The organism is Opacimonas viscosa (genome assembly GCF_024199005.1).
Classification (GTDB): domain Bacteria; phylum Pseudomonadota; class Gammaproteobacteria; order Enterobacterales; family Alteromonadaceae; genus Opacimonas; species Opacimonas viscosa.
Window position 1 is genome coordinate 1 of the sequence record NZ_JANATA010000004.1, and the last position, 16,160, is coordinate 16,160.

General features: G+C 43.1%; 17 protein-coding genes and 1 other annotated feature. Of the genes, 6 read left to right on the plus strand and 11 right to left on the minus strand.

What is annotated here, in order from left to right:
• Positions 1-133 precede the first annotated feature (133 nt).
• Positions 134-397, plus strand: coding sequence for a hypothetical protein (locus tag NLF92_RS03435; RefSeq protein ID WP_349293214.1), 264 nt, complete (start codon positions 134-136; stop codon positions 395-397).
• 45 nt (positions 398-442) lie between these two features.
• Here the strand turns inward: NLF92_RS03435 and hisIE are convergent, their stop codons facing one another.
• The 8 genes from hisIE to hisG are packed head-to-tail and all read right to left on the minus strand — an operon-like array spanning position 443 to position 7,594.
• Complete coding sequence (gene hisIE, locus NLF92_RS03440) at positions 443-1,060, minus strand: bifunctional phosphoribosyl-AMP cyclohydrolase/phosphoribosyl-ATP diphosphatase HisIE (RefSeq protein WP_254098912.1); 618 nt, start codon at positions 1,058-1,060, stop codon at positions 443-445.
• Positions 1,057-1,833 carry an imidazole glycerol phosphate synthase subunit HisF gene (hisF, locus tag NLF92_RS03445; protein WP_254098914.1) on the minus strand — a complete coding sequence of 259 codons (777 nt, stop codon included), beginning with the start codon at positions 1,831-1,833 and terminating at the stop codon, positions 1,057-1,059. The genes hisIE and hisF overlap by 4 nt, the downstream gene beginning before the upstream one ends.
• Positions 1,815-2,552: a 1-(5-phosphoribosyl)-5-[(5-phosphoribosylamino)methylideneamino]imidazole-4-carboxamide isomerase gene (gene hisA, locus NLF92_RS03450; protein WP_254098916.1), complete on the minus strand. Its 738-nt coding sequence runs from the start codon at positions 2,550-2,552 to the stop codon at positions 1,815-1,817. The genes hisF and hisA overlap by 19 nt, the downstream gene beginning before the upstream one ends.
• The gene (gene hisH, locus NLF92_RS03455; protein ID WP_254098918.1) at positions 2,552-3,160 is read right to left on the minus strand and encodes an imidazole glycerol phosphate synthase subunit HisH; all 609 of its coding nucleotides are present in this window, start codon (positions 3,158-3,160) and stop codon (positions 2,552-2,554) included. The genes hisA and hisH overlap by 1 nt, the downstream gene beginning before the upstream one ends.
• Positions 3,160-4,233: a bifunctional histidinol-phosphatase/imidazoleglycerol-phosphate dehydratase HisB gene (gene hisB, locus NLF92_RS03460; RefSeq protein WP_254098920.1), complete on the minus strand. Its 1,074-nt coding sequence runs from the start codon at positions 4,231-4,233 to the stop codon at positions 3,160-3,162. The genes hisH and hisB overlap by 1 nt, the downstream gene beginning before the upstream one ends.
• A complete protein-coding gene (gene hisC, locus NLF92_RS03465; protein ID WP_254098922.1) occupies positions 4,230-5,381 on the minus strand; it encodes a histidinol-phosphate transaminase in 1,152 nt (383 codons plus the stop codon). Before hisC ends, hisB begins: the two co-directional genes overlap by 4 nt.
• Positions 5,374-6,687, minus strand: coding sequence for a histidinol dehydrogenase (gene hisD, locus NLF92_RS03470; RefSeq protein ID WP_254098924.1), 1,314 nt, complete (start codon positions 6,685-6,687; stop codon positions 5,374-5,376). Before hisD ends, hisC begins: the two co-directional genes overlap by 8 nt.
• Positions 6,688-6,694: 7 nt before the next feature.
• A complete protein-coding gene (gene hisG / locus NLF92_RS03475; protein ID WP_254098926.1) occupies positions 6,695-7,594 on the minus strand; it encodes an ATP phosphoribosyltransferase in 900 nt (299 codons plus the stop codon).
• A 53-nt stretch (positions 7,595-7,647) separates the two neighbouring features.
• Positions 7,648-7,763, minus strand: a sequence feature (His leader region).
• 166 nt (positions 7,764-7,929) lie between these two features.
• Between hisG and NLF92_RS03480 the strand changes: the two genes are divergently transcribed.
• The 3 genes from NLF92_RS03480 to NLF92_RS03490 all read left to right on the plus strand — a co-directional run bounded on the left by NLF92_RS03480 (position 7,930) and on the right by NLF92_RS03490 (position 8,907).
• On the plus strand, positions 7,930-8,178 hold the full coding sequence (locus NLF92_RS03480) for a hypothetical protein (RefSeq protein WP_254098928.1): 249 nt from the start codon (positions 7,930-7,932) through the stop codon (positions 8,176-8,178).
• Positions 8,179-8,206: 28 nt separating this feature from the next.
• Positions 8,207-8,434: a hypothetical protein gene (locus tag NLF92_RS03485; protein ID WP_254098930.1), complete on the plus strand. Its 228-nt coding sequence runs from the start codon at positions 8,207-8,209 to the stop codon at positions 8,432-8,434.
• 62 nt (positions 8,435-8,496) lie between these two features.
• Positions 8,497-8,907 (plus strand): hypothetical protein, encoded by a 411-nt coding sequence (locus NLF92_RS03490; RefSeq protein ID WP_254098932.1) that lies wholly within the window; start codon positions 8,497-8,499, stop codon positions 8,905-8,907.
• Between the two features lie 94 nt (positions 8,908-9,001).
• On the opposite strand, the gene NLF92_RS03495 is transcribed toward NLF92_RS03490, so the two are convergent.
• Positions 9,002-11,902 carry a reprolysin-like metallopeptidase gene (locus NLF92_RS03495; RefSeq protein ID WP_254098934.1) on the minus strand — a complete coding sequence of 967 codons (2,901 nt, stop codon included), beginning with the start codon at positions 11,900-11,902 and terminating at the stop codon, positions 9,002-9,004.
• Positions 11,903-12,062: 160 nt separating this feature from the next.
• On the minus strand, positions 12,063-13,268 hold the full coding sequence (locus tag NLF92_RS03500) for a saccharopine dehydrogenase family protein (RefSeq protein ID WP_254098936.1): 1,206 nt from the start codon (positions 13,266-13,268) through the stop codon (positions 12,063-12,065).
• A 115-nt stretch (positions 13,269-13,383) separates the two neighbouring features.
• Here NLF92_RS03500 and NLF92_RS03505 point away from each other — a divergent pair, with 115 nt between their 5' ends.
• Positions 13,384-14,502, plus strand: a complete 1,119-nt coding sequence (locus NLF92_RS03505; RefSeq protein ID WP_254098938.1) for a DUF2855 family protein — start codon at positions 13,384-13,386, stop codon at positions 14,500-14,502.
• Between the two features lie 56 nt (positions 14,503-14,558).
• Here NLF92_RS03505 and NLF92_RS03510 read toward each other — a convergent pair whose 3' ends face one another.
• On the minus strand, positions 14,559-15,056 hold the full coding sequence (locus tag NLF92_RS03510; RefSeq protein WP_254098940.1) for a DUF2244 domain-containing protein: 498 nt from the start codon (positions 15,054-15,056) through the stop codon (positions 14,559-14,561).
• 236 nt (positions 15,057-15,292) lie between these two features.
• On the opposite strand from NLF92_RS03510, the gene NLF92_RS03515 reads away from it, so the two are divergent.
• Positions 15,293-16,156: a sulfite exporter TauE/SafE family protein gene (locus tag NLF92_RS03515; RefSeq protein WP_254098942.1), complete on the plus strand. Its 864-nt coding sequence runs from the start codon at positions 15,293-15,295 to the stop codon at positions 16,154-16,156.
• Positions 16,157-16,160: the final 4 nt, after the last annotated feature.

Consider the following 16,160-nt stretch of genomic DNA (forward strand, 5'->3'; position numbering starts at 1 on the left):
AAAAAACAAGTGGACACTTAAATAAAGATACTAGGTGTAATGGCCGTACGCTTACTGTTTTTCGGCAGATAAACAGCAAGTCTGTGCTGTCGATTTTCAGTATGTAGGACGTGGTGTCGGTGTGGTGGATGTGGTGTATTTACTGGGAAGCTGTTTTACGGGAGAAGAGTTAGCACTATACGCTGACGATATCTTGGCAGAGTATTATAGTTATCTTGCGAATCTGGGAGTAGACACTAAAGCCATTCTAGAATGGCAAAGTTTAGTGAGCTATGCATGGGCTGACTTTGAACGCTTCTTAGTAGGCTGGTCACCGGGCAATAAAAAACTAAACGCCTACTCTCAAAGCGAAACACAAAAGGTGTTAGGTTCAGAGAAGGCGTCACAATCTTACTGATCTTTGGAGGGAGTCGTGCTTAGAGTCTATTTAAGCCACAACGACTTATTTGTGTCTCTGTCGTAACACACCAACCACATCTTGCATAGATAAACCACTTGCTTGAAGTAACACAAGCAAATGATACAGCAAATCTGCCGACTCATTCTTCAACTCGTCTAAATCAGCAACTGTTGCTGCCAATGCCGTCTCTACACCTTCTTCACCGACCTTTTGGGCAATGCGTTTAATGCCTTTGTTATATAAAGATGCTGTATATGAAGAGCTTGGATCGGCGCCTTTACGACTAGCGATTAACTGTTCCAAATCTGCGATAAACGTATAATCACTTTGGGCATTATCAAACCAGCATGCCGTCTCACCTGTGTGGCAAGTAGGGCCGACAGGGTGGGCGAGTACTAATAGACTGTCGTTATCACAATCCGCCTCGACCTGTACTAGGTTTAATGTGTTACCAGAGCTTTCGCCTTTGGTCCATAAACGTTGTTTGGAACGACTAAAAAACGTAACGTGGCCCGTTTCTAAAGTATGTGCCAAAGCAGCTTGATCCATGTAGCCTTGCATTAATACTTTACCTGATACGGCATCTTGCACGATAGCAGGGACCAAGTTATCCATTTTTTGCCACGCGATTTGCGCGCTATTTTCTGTGGTGATGATCATACAGTTCTCATTGGAATAGTTTCATTATGTAGGTAAGTTTTCAGCTCACCAATATCGATAATCGCTTTGTGGAACACTGAAGCTGCTAATGCACCATCAACATCTGCCTCTTTAAATACATCTGCAAAATGATGTACGCGACCCGCACCGCCTGAAGCGATCAACGGGACTTGGCATAGTTCACGAATCGCTTTGAGTTGTTTAATATCATAACCCTCACGAACACCATCTTGGTTCATACAGTTTAGGACGATCTCACCAGCACCGCGTTTTTGCACTTCTTTTACCCAGTCAGCGGTTTCCCATGAGGTTTGTTGAGTCCGTGTTTCATCACCGGTAAACTGATACACCTCATATTTTCCGGTAGCTTCGTTGAAATGACTATCTATGCCGATAACAATACATTGCTGGCCATAGACATCGTGTAACTCAGTAATTAATTCAGGGTTGGCTAGAGCAGGGGAGTTGATTGATATTTTATCAGCCCCCATTGCTAAAATACGTCCTGCATCTTCGATTGTTTTGATTCCACCAGCGACACAAAAAGGTATATCAATTACCTCTGCAATACGTTCAACCCAGCTTTTATCAACAACACGCGCGTCACTTGATGCGGTAATATCATAAAAGACGAGCTCATCAGCACCAGCTTCCGCATAGCGTTTGGCTAGTGGAACGATATCGCCAATGATCTCATGGTTGCGAAATTTTACGCCTTTAACTACCTTACCGTCTTTGACATCTAAACAAGGAATTATGCGTCTTGCCAACATGCAATTGCCTCCGCTACCGTAAATTTACCTTCCAACAAGGCTCGACCTAGGATAACACCATCTACATTAGTCGGTTGTAAACGCGCTATATCATCTAAAGAACCAATACCACCAGATGCTTGCCACACTACAGAAGGGAACTGTGCTTTCATTTGAGCATAGAGTTCAGCATTTGCGCCTTGTAAAGTACCATCACGGCTAATGTCAGTGCATAACACATGTTTAGCACCCACACTCAAGAAATCATTTAGTAGTGCTTCGATTTCTACGCCTGAGTCTTCTTGCCAACCGTGCGTAGCGATACATTTTTTACCTGCGGCATTTATATTGACATCCAATGCCAATACAATCGATTCAGGACCATATTTTTGCATCCAACCTTTTACCAGTTCAGGCTCTTTAACAGCCAATGAGCCAATAACGACACGCTTCACGCCAATGTCTAATAATTGCGCGACATCTTCTTCACTGCGGATCCCACCGCCAGCTTGGAAAGACATACGTTGGGTATCGACCATAGCTTTGATTAAGGTTAATTGCCGTTTAGTGACATCTTTGGCACCGGTTAAATCAACGATGTGTAGCCATTGGGCACCGGCATCCGCATATTCATGGACAACGGCGATGGGGTCTTTGGCATACTGGGTTTTTTGGGCGTAATCGCCTTGGTAAAGACGAACCACTTCGCCATCAATTAAATCTATTGCTGGAATGATCATTACAGTCTCACAAAATTTTCAAGTAGGTGGGCACCGGCGTCACCCGAGCGTTCAGGGTGGAATTGTACCCCATAAAAGTTATCTTTATGGATTGCTGCACTAAAGGCCATACCATATTCACAGGTTGCTAAAGTATGTTCATATACCGGCACAGCATAACTATGGACAAAATAAAAATGTGTCCCATGGTTGATGCCTGCAAATAATGGGTTGCGATTGGGATTAACTGTATTCCAACCCATATGTGGAAGACGTAAATCACCCACCTGCATTCTTTCAACAGCGCCAGGGATAAGATTCAAACAGGGAATATCATCCGTACTGTGTAAACCTGTTTCTTGGGATACTGCCGTCATAAGTTGCATCCCTAGACATACCCCAAGAGTAGGTTGTGTCAGAGATTGAATCGTCTTGATTAACCCTTTGTTAGCAATCGAAGCCATCGCATTTTGCGCGGAACCAACACCGGGTAAAAAAGCTTTATCAGAGGCAAGTATCGTCGCTGGATCATCTGAAACAGTGACTTGTACACCCAAGCGTTGCAAAGCAAATTTCACCGAAGAAATATTGGCACAACCGGTATCAATAATGACAATATTTTGAGCCATTACAACGCTCCCTTAGAGCTAGGTAAGGTGTTACCTTGCTTGCTGATAGCTTGACGTAAGGCACGTGAAAAGGCTTTAAATAGCCCTTCAACTTGGTGATGCGCATTGCCATCAGTCGTAGATAAATGCAAAGACAGTCCCATGCTTTGGGATAGCGAATAGAAGAAATGCTCGACCATTTGAGTCGCTAATTCACCGACTTTGGCTTCTGTGAAATTCGCGGTAAATTGTAAAACTGGACGATTAGAAATATCCATTAAACATTCTGCACGACATTCATCCATGGGTAGAGCAAAACCATACCGGCCAATTCCGAATTTGTTGCCTAAAGCTTGCTTCATTGCTGCACCCAAGGCTAGGGCGGTATCTTCGACAGTATGGTGGTCATCAATATGTAAGTCACCAGAGACTTGGATATTGAGATAAATACCGCCATGCGTCGCAATTTGATCCAGCATGTGATCAAAAAAGCCGATCCCAGTAGAGATCTCTGAAGGACGCTGTTGGTCTAGATTGACTTCAACTGAAATTTTCGTCTCTGAAGTGTTGCGTTCGACTTTTGCAACGCGCTCAGAAAACAATAAGGCGCGTTCAATATCATTCCAGTTTAACGTTTCTGGGTGATACTGAAAACTTTGAATGCCCATATTTTCAGCTAGCTGTACATCCGTAATGCGATCTCCAATTACACAAGAGCGGGTAAAATCGATGCGACCTTGTTGTAGATAATCTTTGACTAAACCTAAGTGGGGTTTGCGACAGGTGCAATTATCTTCTGGGTGATGTGGGCAAATTAATACATCGTCAAAATGCACACCTTGGGATGCAAAAATTGCCATCATCATGTCATGCGGTGCAGCAAAATCTGCTTGCGGGAAACTGTCTGTACCAAGTCCATCTTGGTTGGAGACCATTACCAAGCGAAAACCTGCTGCTTGCAAACGCAACAATACAGGAATGACATTAGGCTCAAAGACTAATTTATCCAAACGGTCTAATTGCTTGTCCACAGGTGGTTCTTCAACCAATGTTCCATCACGGTCAATAAATAAGATAGGTTGGGCTGAACTCATAAGGCAGTCGTTTCCTGAAGGTTATAAAACTGAGTCATCAATGCTAACAGTCGCGCGTTTTGGGCTGCATCACCGGTACTGATACGCAGACAGTTAGCAAGTTGTATTTGTTTGGATTGATCACGAATAAACACTTTGTGATCGACTAAATATTGCATTAATGCGTCTTTGTGTGATGTACGGAATAAAATAAAATTGCCATACTGGGCACCTACCAGTTCAATATCGCCTAGCTGAGTAATACTCTGGGCCAAAGGTGTTTGTTCCGCAATAATTTCGCTCACTTGTGCACGCATGCGTGCGAGACCAGCAATACTCAAAGCTTGAGCTGCTACATCCGCCACCGGTGCAGACAAAGGATACGGCGCAATGACTTTTAATAAGGTCGTGATGACCTCCGGGTGCGCAAGTGTAAAACCACAACGCAAACCCGCTAAAGCAAATGCTTTTGATAATGTTCGTAAAATCACTACATTGGAATATCGGTCAAGCCATGCAGTGTGTGTGGCATCGGCAAACTCAATATATGCTTCATCTATAACGACTAATGCTTGATCCGCATAGTGATTAATGATCGCCTCAATATCCGCAGTGGCAGGTAAAGTTCCAGTGGGATTATTCGGTGCACAGATAAAGACGAGTTTGACACTGTCGTCTTGTGCGACGATTTTTGGCACGTCCAATTGAAAGCTGCCAAAGTCGCGATTTTCAGTATTTTCACTATCCTCATTACGATGAATGAGTGGGACGTTTTTTACTTCTACATTACACGTGTTTGCAGAAATCGCATACATCCCATATGTAGGAGGGCATATCAAAATACTGTCTTGTTCTGGATTACAAAATGCCCGGATCAGTAGCTCAATTCCTTCATCGGCGCCTCGCGATACTAAGACTTGATTTTTGGCTACTCCAGCATACTCAGCATAAGCGGTAATCACAGCGTCAGGTTGACAATCTGGGTAGCGATTATACAGGCTCGTATCTAGCGTAAAGTCATGGGCTTTTGGGGCCTCGTTGGCGTTGAGCCAAATCGGTGTTTGCGCATTATTGTCTTGTTCACTCGCTGCAAATAACCGGCGTGCCGACGCATAAGGAACTAAGTTTAAAACGTGCTTAGCAACGTTTTTCTTCAAAAAATTAAGCATCACGGGTTCCTGCATTGAGCTTTGCTAAACGTATGGCCACTGCGTTTTTATGTGCATCCAAACCTTCAGCTTCGGCTAGGTGCATGATGGCTGGCCCTAAGTCTTGTAAGCCAGCTTTGGACAATGTTTGCACCGTAAAACGACGCATGAAATCCAACAAGCCTAAGCTGGAATAATTGCGTGAATATCCGTAAGTTGGTAATACGTGGTTAGTCCCACTGGCATAATCACCTGCAGATTCGGGTGAATAAGGTCCTACGAAAATAGACCCCGCATATTTCAATTGGGCTAAAGCCGTATCTGTGTCAGTCACTTGAACAATTAAATGTTCTGGCGCGTATAAATTACTGACTTGGATGGCCTGGGTAATATCATCACAAACGATATAACGAGCATATTGCATAGCATGAGCGGCAATTTCTTGGCGTGATAATCGGGCTAGCTGGTCAGCCACAGCAAGTTCTACGGCTGCTGCAAGAGCTTGTGATTCTGTCACTAAAATAGCTTGAGAGTCCTTACCGTGTTCTGCTTGGGATAACAAATCGGAGGCAACAAAATCTGCATCGGCATCTTTATCTGCTAGCACTAATACTTCCGATGGGCCAGCGGGCATATCGATTGCTGGTCCACCAGCTAATAAGGCGACTTGTTGTTTGGCCTCGGTCACATAAGAGTTACCAGGGCCAAAGATTTTATCAACTTTGGCGATGCTTTCAGTCCCTAAGGCTAATGCAGCGATGGCTTGTGCACCACCACACAGGTAAATTTCATCAATCCCGCACAAAGTAGCAGCATAGATGATTTCAGGTGCCAAGGATTGCTGAGCATTTGGTGGACTCACGAGCACCTTGCGAAGACACCCTGCAACTTGGGCTGTCGTTCCTAACATCAAAACGGTAGACGGCAAAGGTGCACTTCCACCAGGGATATATAAACCTACAGCATCTAATGCGACATGTTTGAGTTCACATAGCACACCTGGTTGGGTTTCTAATGTGACGTCTTTGGGCATTTGTGCAGTATGAAATGCTTTAATATTGCGATAAGCAATATCAATAGCTGCCTTTACATCTGTTCCTAATTGGGCGAGTGCAGTCGCTTTTGCTTCAGTACTTAATTTTACCGTAGCTAAGTTAACGCCATCAAAACGAGCTGTGTAATCAAGTAAGGCCGCATCCCCGTTGGTTCTAATACGGTCAATAATATCGCTTACTTGCTCACTCAATTGTGGATTATTACTTTGTGCTGGTCGCGCAAGCGCAGCGGCTTGTTGTGCTTCGGTCAGTTCATTCCACTGTATTTGCATGTGTGTATTAACCCATCATTTTTTCGATTGGCATCACTAGAATGGAACTACATCCTAGTGCTTTGAGTTTTTCCATCGTGGTCCAAAATAACGTTTCGGTACTAACTACGTGTATGGCAACAGTCTCATCGTTTTGCGCAAGGGGTAATACCGTCGGGTTTTCTGCACCAGGCAACAAGCTTTTGACTTGTTCCAAATAAGCTTTTGGGGCGTGCAACATGATATATTTGCTTTCTTTAGCTTGCATAACACCGTCAATACGAGGCAAAAAACGGTTGATCATAGCTTGTTTGTCAGCACTGAGTTCACCAGATTTTTGGATTAACACTGCTTTTGAGGAAAAGATGACATCTTCTTCGTGTAAACCGTTAGCTTCTAGAGTTGCGCCGGTAGATACCAAATCACAAATTGCGTCTGCTACCCCAGCTCGAGGAGCAACTTCAACCGAACCAGTCAACATAACCGCTTGGGCATTTACCCCTTTTTCGGCAAAGAAACGCTCCAGTAGATAAGGGTAGGTGGTTGCTACTTTTTTTCCTTCTAATGACTGGACGCCTTGGTAGTCCAATTCATTAGGTACGGCGATGGATAAACGACAACCGCCATAATCTAAGCGACGCAATGTTTTAAAATCGCTTGGCTTATTTGCTGCAGCGCGTTCGAGCATTTTTTCTTCTAACTCATTTTCACCAATAAAACCTAAATCAACCACACCGTCCATGACCAATCCAGGGATATCATCATCACGTACACGTAACAAGTCGATAGGCTCATTGGTGGAATGGGCAATTAACAAACGGTCACGGATCTGTAATTTTACGCCAATGGCTTTTAATAAACTGATACTGTCGTCACTTAAACGACCTGATTTTTGGATAGCTATACGTAATCTTGTGGTGTCACTCATGCGATTTAGTCCTCTCGCGTTTTAACGTCTGTCTGGTGCAATCAATTTTATAAAACAAAAAACCCCCGAAATTCCTTCCGGGGGTTGTAAGATAACTCTACGCCTCTGGAAGGAATACAACCCTTCCGGCACGAACCAGAAAGGTTATGCTAAATGATGGTGATGATGATTTGCGCAGATAAAATTCATTATTTTGATAGAAGACGTTACTTCTTAAAAGATGTGATGAATATTACCTCTTTATCTCGGGCTTGGCAAACCTCAAGCCGTATAATTAAGGATTTTTTATCAGCTACCGATATAATAAATAAGTCTTATATATTCGAGGACTCTGTATGAGTGATATGATGATCCCATACTTACCCCGTCCTTCGACAGTGAGGTTGCAGCAAAAACCCAGTGGTAGAGTCGAAAAGCAGTTAGAGGTAAGGAAAACCGTAGAAGATGAAGCTGATCTTACAGAAGAAAAGTTTCATCCAGCTTATGCTGCGCGCAAGCAAAAACACATTTCGAAACATAATTCTTCTGACCAAACCGGTCAAAATAATGATGATGATACTGAGCATTTAGATATTTTTGTGTAGACTGTAATTTATTCACACAGGAAAGCACATGAAATATTTTTCAGATATTAAAGATAAATACCGGCAAGTGATCCGAGATAAAGCGATTGAAAAAGCAGAAGTCCGGATTATTTTATGTGACCGTGATTTATCTGAATTTACCGAAGAAGAACTTGAAATTGTGGTGCAAGAAGAAGAGCGTAAAATCTATTCTGCGATCAAAGAAAAAGGTGTCCTCGCCGTATTAGCTGTACTCGGTATAGGAGTATTCGGTTAATGCATCGCTTGCTGAAATATTTTTTAACCTTTTTATTGTGGCGTAATTACAAGGTGCTCATTGTGAGCACGTTATTGTTGGTCCTGACAATTATTATGATAAACATGGCACATTCTGATTATCTCATGTGGGCACAAATGCAAGACCCCGTACCCGCGACAGGTATGAGTTTTGTTTATAAATACTTAGCTTATGTGGCATTATTGTTGGGTTTTGGTTTGATAAATCATTATGCAAATAAAAAAGCGGAGGCAGAGGAGCTCTGTCAGCCTAGTAAAGGTAACGTTATTTTAGATGCCTTTGATAAAATCAAGCCACGCAAGTCGTCTACGGATTCAGATGTGGCAAAGCAAACCGTCAAGCTTCGAGCCGCAGCTAAAGATACTCCTCAGCCAGATCCTTTTGCCAATATCCGTAAGAAAAAGAAATTGCGTAGTCAGGCCGATATAGTCATTGAGAAGAAAAATAAATAGGTAAAAAAGCCGGTAACTGTTCAGTTTATATGTGTTTTTGCCAACAAGCCCCTTCTCGGGGGCTGTCTATTCAGCGCAAGACAAAGTGCATAGGCTAAGCCCTGAAGCCTCTCTTAGCGTAAGTCTGGCAGCGACGGCGATAAACCAAATACCCTAAACCAAGCCACAACCACCAATGGAGTGAACCACCACTGCTAGCACGTTCTGATTCAAAATCAGCTTCACTGCGAATAGGGTTTGAGCGCTGGTTGTATTCGTTAACATTGGTTATTCCATCACCGTCTGCATCTCCGTTGGCGTCAGAGGGATCTAACGGATCAAAGCCATAGGTCAATTCAAAGCTGTCAGGCATGCCATCGTTATCATTATCAGTGTCAGCATTATCACCAATACCATCGCCATCGACATCACTAGTCTCAGAGCCATCTAATGGGAGTGGATCTAAAATGTTACTCACCCCATCAAAATCACTGTCGTTTTGTGGATTAAAAGGCTCGTCATCGAGGACTTTACCGATGAATACAATGCCCACTGGCCGGTCTAAACCACCAGCACCCGCGGCAACAATTTTAGTAAATAATCCGCTGGTCAATGTGTCATATACAAAAATTTCGTCAGTCGCACCACTACACACATATAAACGGTTATCAGGACCGCGTTCCATACAAGTTGGGGTGGCTAGGCCATTGTCACCAGCGGCAACAAACTCACCTAAAAAACCACCTGAGGCATCAAATGCAACGATATTACCAGCACCTGCATTACTCACTAATATCCGACCATCGTTTAAACGTACCATGTGTTCTGGTTTGTCCAAACCTTGATTGGCAAATAAGTTTCCTGACCCCATCACGTTGCTTTCATTAAATGTGCGTGTGACCAAGCGATTATTACTACGAACTGCAACTAACAAACGGTTGTCGTCCAACAAAACCATATCGCGATAAACATCGACTGAGCCAAGCTGATTGATCAGACTATTTCCACTGTCATCCAATGCAAACGATTCAATAAAAGAACGCCCCAGACCATTATTTACGATTAAGCGATCACGGTTATCGTCATAGATTATATGAACTGGAAAATTCGTCAGAAGCTGACTTCGGTCGATAACGATTTGTTTTTCACGAGTGACCAAGTTAAAACGTACGACATCACTATATTCAATGAAATAAAGGTTGTTGCCATTTCGCACAATGTCAGTGCGAAAAGTCAAAGCAAGTGGAGCAAAATCAGCAATGGCGCCTAAAAAGTTTCCGGTAGTCGCATCGTATTCCAATAATTGTTGAGAATCTGCACTAACAACCACCATACTACTTGCAGATAACACATTAGGCACTGTGTAATCATCTACACCATCATCATCATTGTCCGTATCACTTAGCACACCAAACCCATCGTTATCAAAGTTTTGTGTTTCTTGGAAATCGAACGGAAAAGCATCTAGGTTATCCCCAACACCATCAAAATCTGAATCTACAGCGCTGTTGGCATCAAACGGTAAGTCATCCAAAGCATCCGCTACGCCGTCATTATCAGCATCAAGATCTGCGTTATCACCTACACCATCACCATCAAAGTCTCTTGTTTCAGTAGCATCGTTTGGAAACGCATCGCTATTATCGCCAACGCCATCTGCATCAGTATCTGTAGTTTCAGTGGCCATAAATGGAAATGCATCCAGTGTTTGATCCACACCATCACCGTCCTGATCTGGCATGGTGCGCAACGGCACGACCAAATTCGTCAATGGCACAACCGGTTCACGGTGGTTGGCGTTTTGTGCCGCTACCGCCTCAATCGCCGCAGCATTATCGGCAATACGCGGGTCACCACACGCCTGCCCACCGCAGGTGGTGGAAGGATTAGAAAAAACTTCGAGTTTGTAATTGCGGTTCACATCACCAGTGCCAATCGATGACATGATGGTGTTGAATTGACCAGGGATGATCAACGCACCCGCTGGCGTGCTAGGAGAGGTGATTTGGTCACCAAATTTTTGATGTTCTGCCGCGAAGTTATGCCCCACCTCATGGGTAAAGGTAAACGCGCAATTTGAGCCCCCACTGATCCCGACGTTTGAAATATTCGCAACAAAGTCATCGCTGCTGTTTGGAAATATTGCTACGCCACACACTTCGCGTTCATTAAGATCATGTGTGCGGATCATTGCAACCAAATCGGCTCCAACGGCATTCCGAACGTCGGCAATACCTTGTAGACTAGGGGTAACAACATTTTCTTCACGCAATGCAGCTAATAACTCATCTAGAGCAATCAAAGACGAAGGCTGTGTGTAATCAATAAATTCGGTCGCAACCAACCTTAATTGCACATTTATACTACTATTTACAAAAGTTTGATTGGCTTTGAAAATGAGATGCTCAAGTAACGTTTGGGTTAGTTCACCCGGGAATTCAGCCACAATATTGGGGGTGTATAACAGCAGTACATCACTTACATAATAGCCATTAAGTAAGCGTGCTTGACGGGAAGAGGCATTTTTAGCAAGGGTACGAGGATTTATTTCAGGCGTGCCAATAGTGTCGTTGATATGTTGGCGTTCACCCGTATCAATTAGAGTGAGATCAGTACTCCAAGTCCCGTTATTTGTAGAAATATAAAACCAGTGCTGCCCATGACCTATTAGCTCGCCGATACTGCTTGTTTGTCCTTGGGTATGCAACAAAGTATATGTGAATCCATCCAACGCGATACTTTTACTAAAAGAGGTGTGTTGACTATCCGTATTATGAGCTGATTTGGCTACCCGATTCTGTTGTTTTGCAGCGGCCCTAAGTGCATTAATATCCAAGCGATAGTCTGCATGTGTAGAGTGGGGTAAAGCGATAACGTTGGATTGGGGAGCATATTGTATTTGCGCAGAAGACACTTGGGCAAATACTTGGGGCATGTCCTCGTTATTAGCGTGCACCACGTTTGTGGCGCAGTATAAGCTACTAGCAAGTAAGATAAAACGAGAAAACAGTTGCATAAACAAATCCTTATTATTGTAATTATTCGATTCTATAAATATTTACGATTAAACGGAAGCTGCATGTTTATACAGCTTTATTACTCGTTTGGTTTATCTGATGAGTACTGTGGTATGAGCGGTCGGCTAGAATAGCCAACCCGTTTTATGCAGTTATCACTTACTGCACAGCAACTACCTCAACCCCAGCATGCTCTGCAAGTCTAGTCACTAAGTCTTGCCCCAAACCAGCAGCCGGTGTCCAACTACCGCCTGCTAGATCTGGCTTATCAAAAGCTAAACATAGGGCCGTTTGCGTCAGCATTTTTGCGGTAGAGCCATAACCCGGATCGCGATCACCTGTCACTTTAAACTCGAGTTTTGAGCCATCGTGACACTCGCCATAAAAACGCATGTCAAACATTCCTTTTAGTTGCGCTTCTGGGCTAGGACCTTCACCGGGTTTAGGTAACAATTTACTTGCCATCAAGCGACGTATTGGACCAATACTGGCGCCCAGCATAAATGCGCCTAAGCCCAAGGTCATGCTCCATGCTTGTACTCCCGACTTAGCTTGCATCGCTTCATCATATTTGAAGTCAGTACCGTACAGATCATCTAGTAAGGCATTACTGCGATGAACAATACGCTCATTAATGGCCGCCATAACAAATGGCATGGTCCACATGTCCGTTGCAGTTTCAAACTGTGCTTTTTTGTGATTAGTTTGACGCAATGAGTAATGGTGCCCAGTTGGACATAGTACATAAGGATTGACGAGTAATTTACGCAAACTTGGGTCTTTACCAGCTTCTGCAACGACATTGAGCATACTAGCAATAGTGCCGCCTGATGCAGCTCCTTTTATACGACGCACTCGCATGCGAATGTGTTGTGCGGGTTTTGTTGTTTGCGCAATGGCTTTTTGTTGCAATGCCCACACTCCTAGATCGGAAGGGATAGAGTCAAACCCTGCAGTATGAACCAAACGAGCGCCGCTGGTTTGAGCGGTGGTTTCGTATTTATCCAGCATCGCCTTGATCCATTGTGGTTCTCCGGTTAGGTCACAATAATCGGTACCTGTTTCCGCACAGACCTTGACCAACGTTTCACCAAATAATGCATACGGACCAACAGTAGAAATGACAACCTTGGTTTGTTCACACATTTTGTGCAAAGCATCCTCATCATGACTATCAGCCACGATTAAAGGGATATTAGCCACACCTTTGTCAATTTGTACGGCCTTTAGTTTACTTTCAGACCGACCAGCCATAGCCCATTTGACTTCTTCTGCACTATAATTAGCTAAATACTCCACCAATATTTGACCCACAAAGCTAGTTGCCCCAAATACGATAATGTCGAAAGACGTTTCAGTTTTCAAAGATATTCCTTACTGTTTAGACAGAGCGTAAAATAGTGTTTATAGTGCTATTAAAACAAGACACTGATCAAAACACACATCATTTTTATTAATGGCGTGTTATAGGGAGCTGGTAATGCAAAAGAACAATAATCTCGACAATCACACCGCATTTTCCATCCATACTAAAAAGAGCAATATTGCCCAACAAACCCTAGTGCCTTTGCCTCAGCAAAGCTTAGTAAAAGGGGAAGTACGTGTGCGTATTGAACGGTTTGGTTTTTCATCCAACAATGTGACTTATGCCGTAACCGGCGATACTTTTGGGTATTGGGGCTTTTTTCCTGCTTGGACACCACTCGGTACAGTTGATGAAAACTCTGGCATTGTTCCTGTTTGGGGGTTTGCTGTTGTTACCGATTCTGAACATCCAGAGGTATCTGTTGGTCAACGTTTGTTTGGCTATCTGCCGATGGCGAGCCATTGGATCATGTCACCACAGAATGTTAGTGCCATTGGTTTTAGCGACAATCATGTGACTCGTGTAGCAAATTCACCGGTGTATAATCAGTATATGTGGTGTGCCAATGATGCTATGTATGATGCTAGTCGCGAAGCTTGGCAAGCGAATTTCCGGCCTTTATTTTTAACCTCGTTTGTACTCAAAGAACATATTGCCGCTCAAACGGTGGGGTTACCTACGACCATTCTGTTGACGAGTGCTTCTAGTAAAACGGCTTACGGTTGTGCTTTTTTACTAAAACAACTTGCTCATTGTGAAGTCGTCGGCTTGACCAGCGCACGTTCGGTCGACTTCGTCACAGATTTGGCGTGTTATGATGAGGTTATAGAGTATTCAGAAGTGAGTAATATGCGTTTTACAAATCCAGTATGGATTTTAGATTTTGCAGGTAACAAAGCATTATTGCAGCAACTTCAAGAAATTTTAGATGCCAAACATCGACAGACATCATTTATTGGGATCACTGATTTACAATCCCAAAGCAACAAACCAGAAGGGAAAATTAAAGGCTCCGTATTCTTTGCACCTGACCATGTAAAAGTGCTCAACAAAACGTGGGGCAAACCAAACTTTAATCAAAAATACGCAGAGTCATGGACATTTGTGGCGCAGCGTTTAGCGGGGCATTTAATGGTGGAAGAGCACAAAGGGGTAGCCAATGTACTTGCGACTTATCAAAGTTTCTTAAAAGGTAAAGTTGACACTAGCCAGATAGTGTTGTGTCAGTGGTAAAATCTTGCGGTAGTTGAATTGGGGCTACCAGAGTACCCCATAGACTGGTGTCGGAATTAGTCGCACCACCACTTTGTTCGACTCAGAGGTAAGCCGATATTTTTTAAAGTATCTTTGAGGAGCATTCGGTCGTCTTTGTTTAAGAATTCACCGATATTGAGTCGATAATTTTCTACGCAAACCACAATATCAGGTAAGTGCCAATCTCGTTCGGTTTCTGTGACTTCAAAAGAGAGGCTATTGCGGTCATAAGTCCTGGCGACTTCTCGGCGTATAATCCCTTCTTCGATGACCACGAGGTCTTTAGTAATTGTTATGATTTGTTGCGCGAAACCCTGCCGACAAACACGGTACATAAAATAAGCAAATAAACCGACTTCTAAACCCGCAAACGGTAAAATAACCCAAGCACCCACAAAGGCCCAGCCACCCGCAATAATAAATACCACAGCGACCATAAATATAATCATCCATTTGGTCTCACTCCAAGTAGCTGAGCGATTTGGACGTAAAGATATGATAGTAGCGCTGTCGTTTTTACTGACTTCGATCATGCAAAAAGCCTTATAAAAGCAATGTTTTGCTGGATGAAAAGTGTTGAGTAAAAGCAAATGTCATTGTTTTTCATAATTTTGGCACGCACAATAGCACCGTTTTACAAAACACACGTATCAATAGCAAATTATAAAAATTCATTTACAAAATCAACCCAAGAAGCATATATGTCATGTTAGTTAAAAAGCGATTGTTAATATTATTAGTACTGTTACTCAGTCTAGTTGGATTGCTTTTGTCTCAGGATGCTCCCTTCGTGTTGGTCAAAGACTATATATTATTTTCTTTAGTGGGTGTGGTCGGTGCTATATTTGCTAACGCGACGGGTGCAGGGGGTGGCGTTGTCTTTGTTCCTCTGTTTAATCAATTTGCGTTTAATCCCATAAATATTGTGGCGACAAGTTTTGCGATCCAATGTTTCGGAATGACGGCTGGCGCAATTAGCTGGCGTGATCAATATTTACAAAACAAACAAGATCCTGTTTTAGCACCTATTTGGCAAACTTTACCGACACTGTTATTGCTGACCGTACCATCCTCTATTGTTGGGATCTGGCTGAATCAATACGCCGGATGGGTCAATGTGGTCATGCATGCAGATCATTTATTGCACTGGATTTTTGGCAGTTTTTCAATATTTTTAGCCATTGCGCTGTTTGTTACGTTACCAAAGCTAAAACAAGAAGAACAACCATTTAGTCTGACTCGTCTAGACTACATTGCTCTGCCGATCATTGCTTTGTTTGGCGGTGTCATTACGGCTTGGTTGAGTATAGGTGTCGGTGAAATGGTTGCAGTCTATCTGATTTTACGCTCAGCATCGGTCACGATGGCGATTGCTGTGGCTGTAATTGTAACGGCTTTTTCAGTCTGGAGTGGCATCGGTTATTTTGTATTACTGAATGAAATTGCACTTGATAAAGGCGTACAAGGCTTCTCTACTATTATCTATCCAGTTGCGATATTTGCCGGGTTAGGAGCTATTATTGGTGGTACCCTAGCTAAACATATTGTGCTGTTATTTTCGGCCACTCAAGTGAAAATTTTCTTTGGTTTCTGGGTATTATTTATGGGAGTTGCTAGTTTACCGTTGTGGTAAAATG

Coding starts and splice junctions, on each gene's coding strand:
- hisIE (WP_254098912.1), bottom strand. CDS start 1,060: ATGATCATCACCACAGAAAATAGCGCGCAAATCGCGTGGCAAAAAATG.
- hisF (WP_254098914.1), bottom strand. CDS start 1,833: ATGTTGGCAAGACGCATAATTCCTTGTTTAGATGTCAAAGACGGTAAG.
- hisA (WP_254098916.1), bottom strand. CDS start 2,552: ATGATCATTCCAGCAATAGATTTAATTGATGGCGAAGTGGTTCGTCTT.
- hisH (WP_254098918.1), bottom strand. CDS start 3,160: ATGGCTCAAAATATTGTCATTATTGATACCGGTTGTGCCAATATTTCT.
- hisB (WP_254098920.1), bottom strand. CDS start 4,233: ATGAGTTCAGCCCAACCTATCTTATTTATTGACCGTGATGGAACATTG.
- hisC (WP_254098922.1), bottom strand. CDS start 5,381: ATGCTTAATTTTTTGAAGAAAAACGTTGCTAAGCACGTTTTAAACTTA.
- hisD (WP_254098924.1), bottom strand. CDS start 6,687: ATGCAAATACAGTGGAATGAACTGACCGAAGCACAACAAGCCGCTGCG.
- hisG (WP_254098926.1), bottom strand. CDS start 7,594: ATGAGTGACACCACAAGATTACGTATAGCTATCCAAAAATCAGGTCGT.
- NLF92_RS03480 (WP_254098928.1), top strand. CDS start 7,930: ATGAGTGATATGATGATCCCATACTTACCCCGTCCTTCGACAGTGAGG.
- NLF92_RS03485 (WP_254098930.1), top strand. CDS start 8,207: ATGAAATATTTTTCAGATATTAAAGATAAATACCGGCAAGTGATCCGA.
- NLF92_RS03495 (WP_254098934.1), bottom strand. CDS start 11,902: ATGCAACTGTTTTCTCGTTTTATCTTACTTGCTAGTAGCTTATACTGC.
- NLF92_RS03505 (WP_254098938.1), top strand. CDS start 13,384: ATGCAAAAGAACAATAATCTCGACAATCACACCGCATTTTCCATCCAT.
- NLF92_RS03510 (WP_254098940.1), bottom strand. CDS start 15,056: ATGATCGAAGTCAGTAAAAACGACAGCGCTACTATCATATCTTTACGT.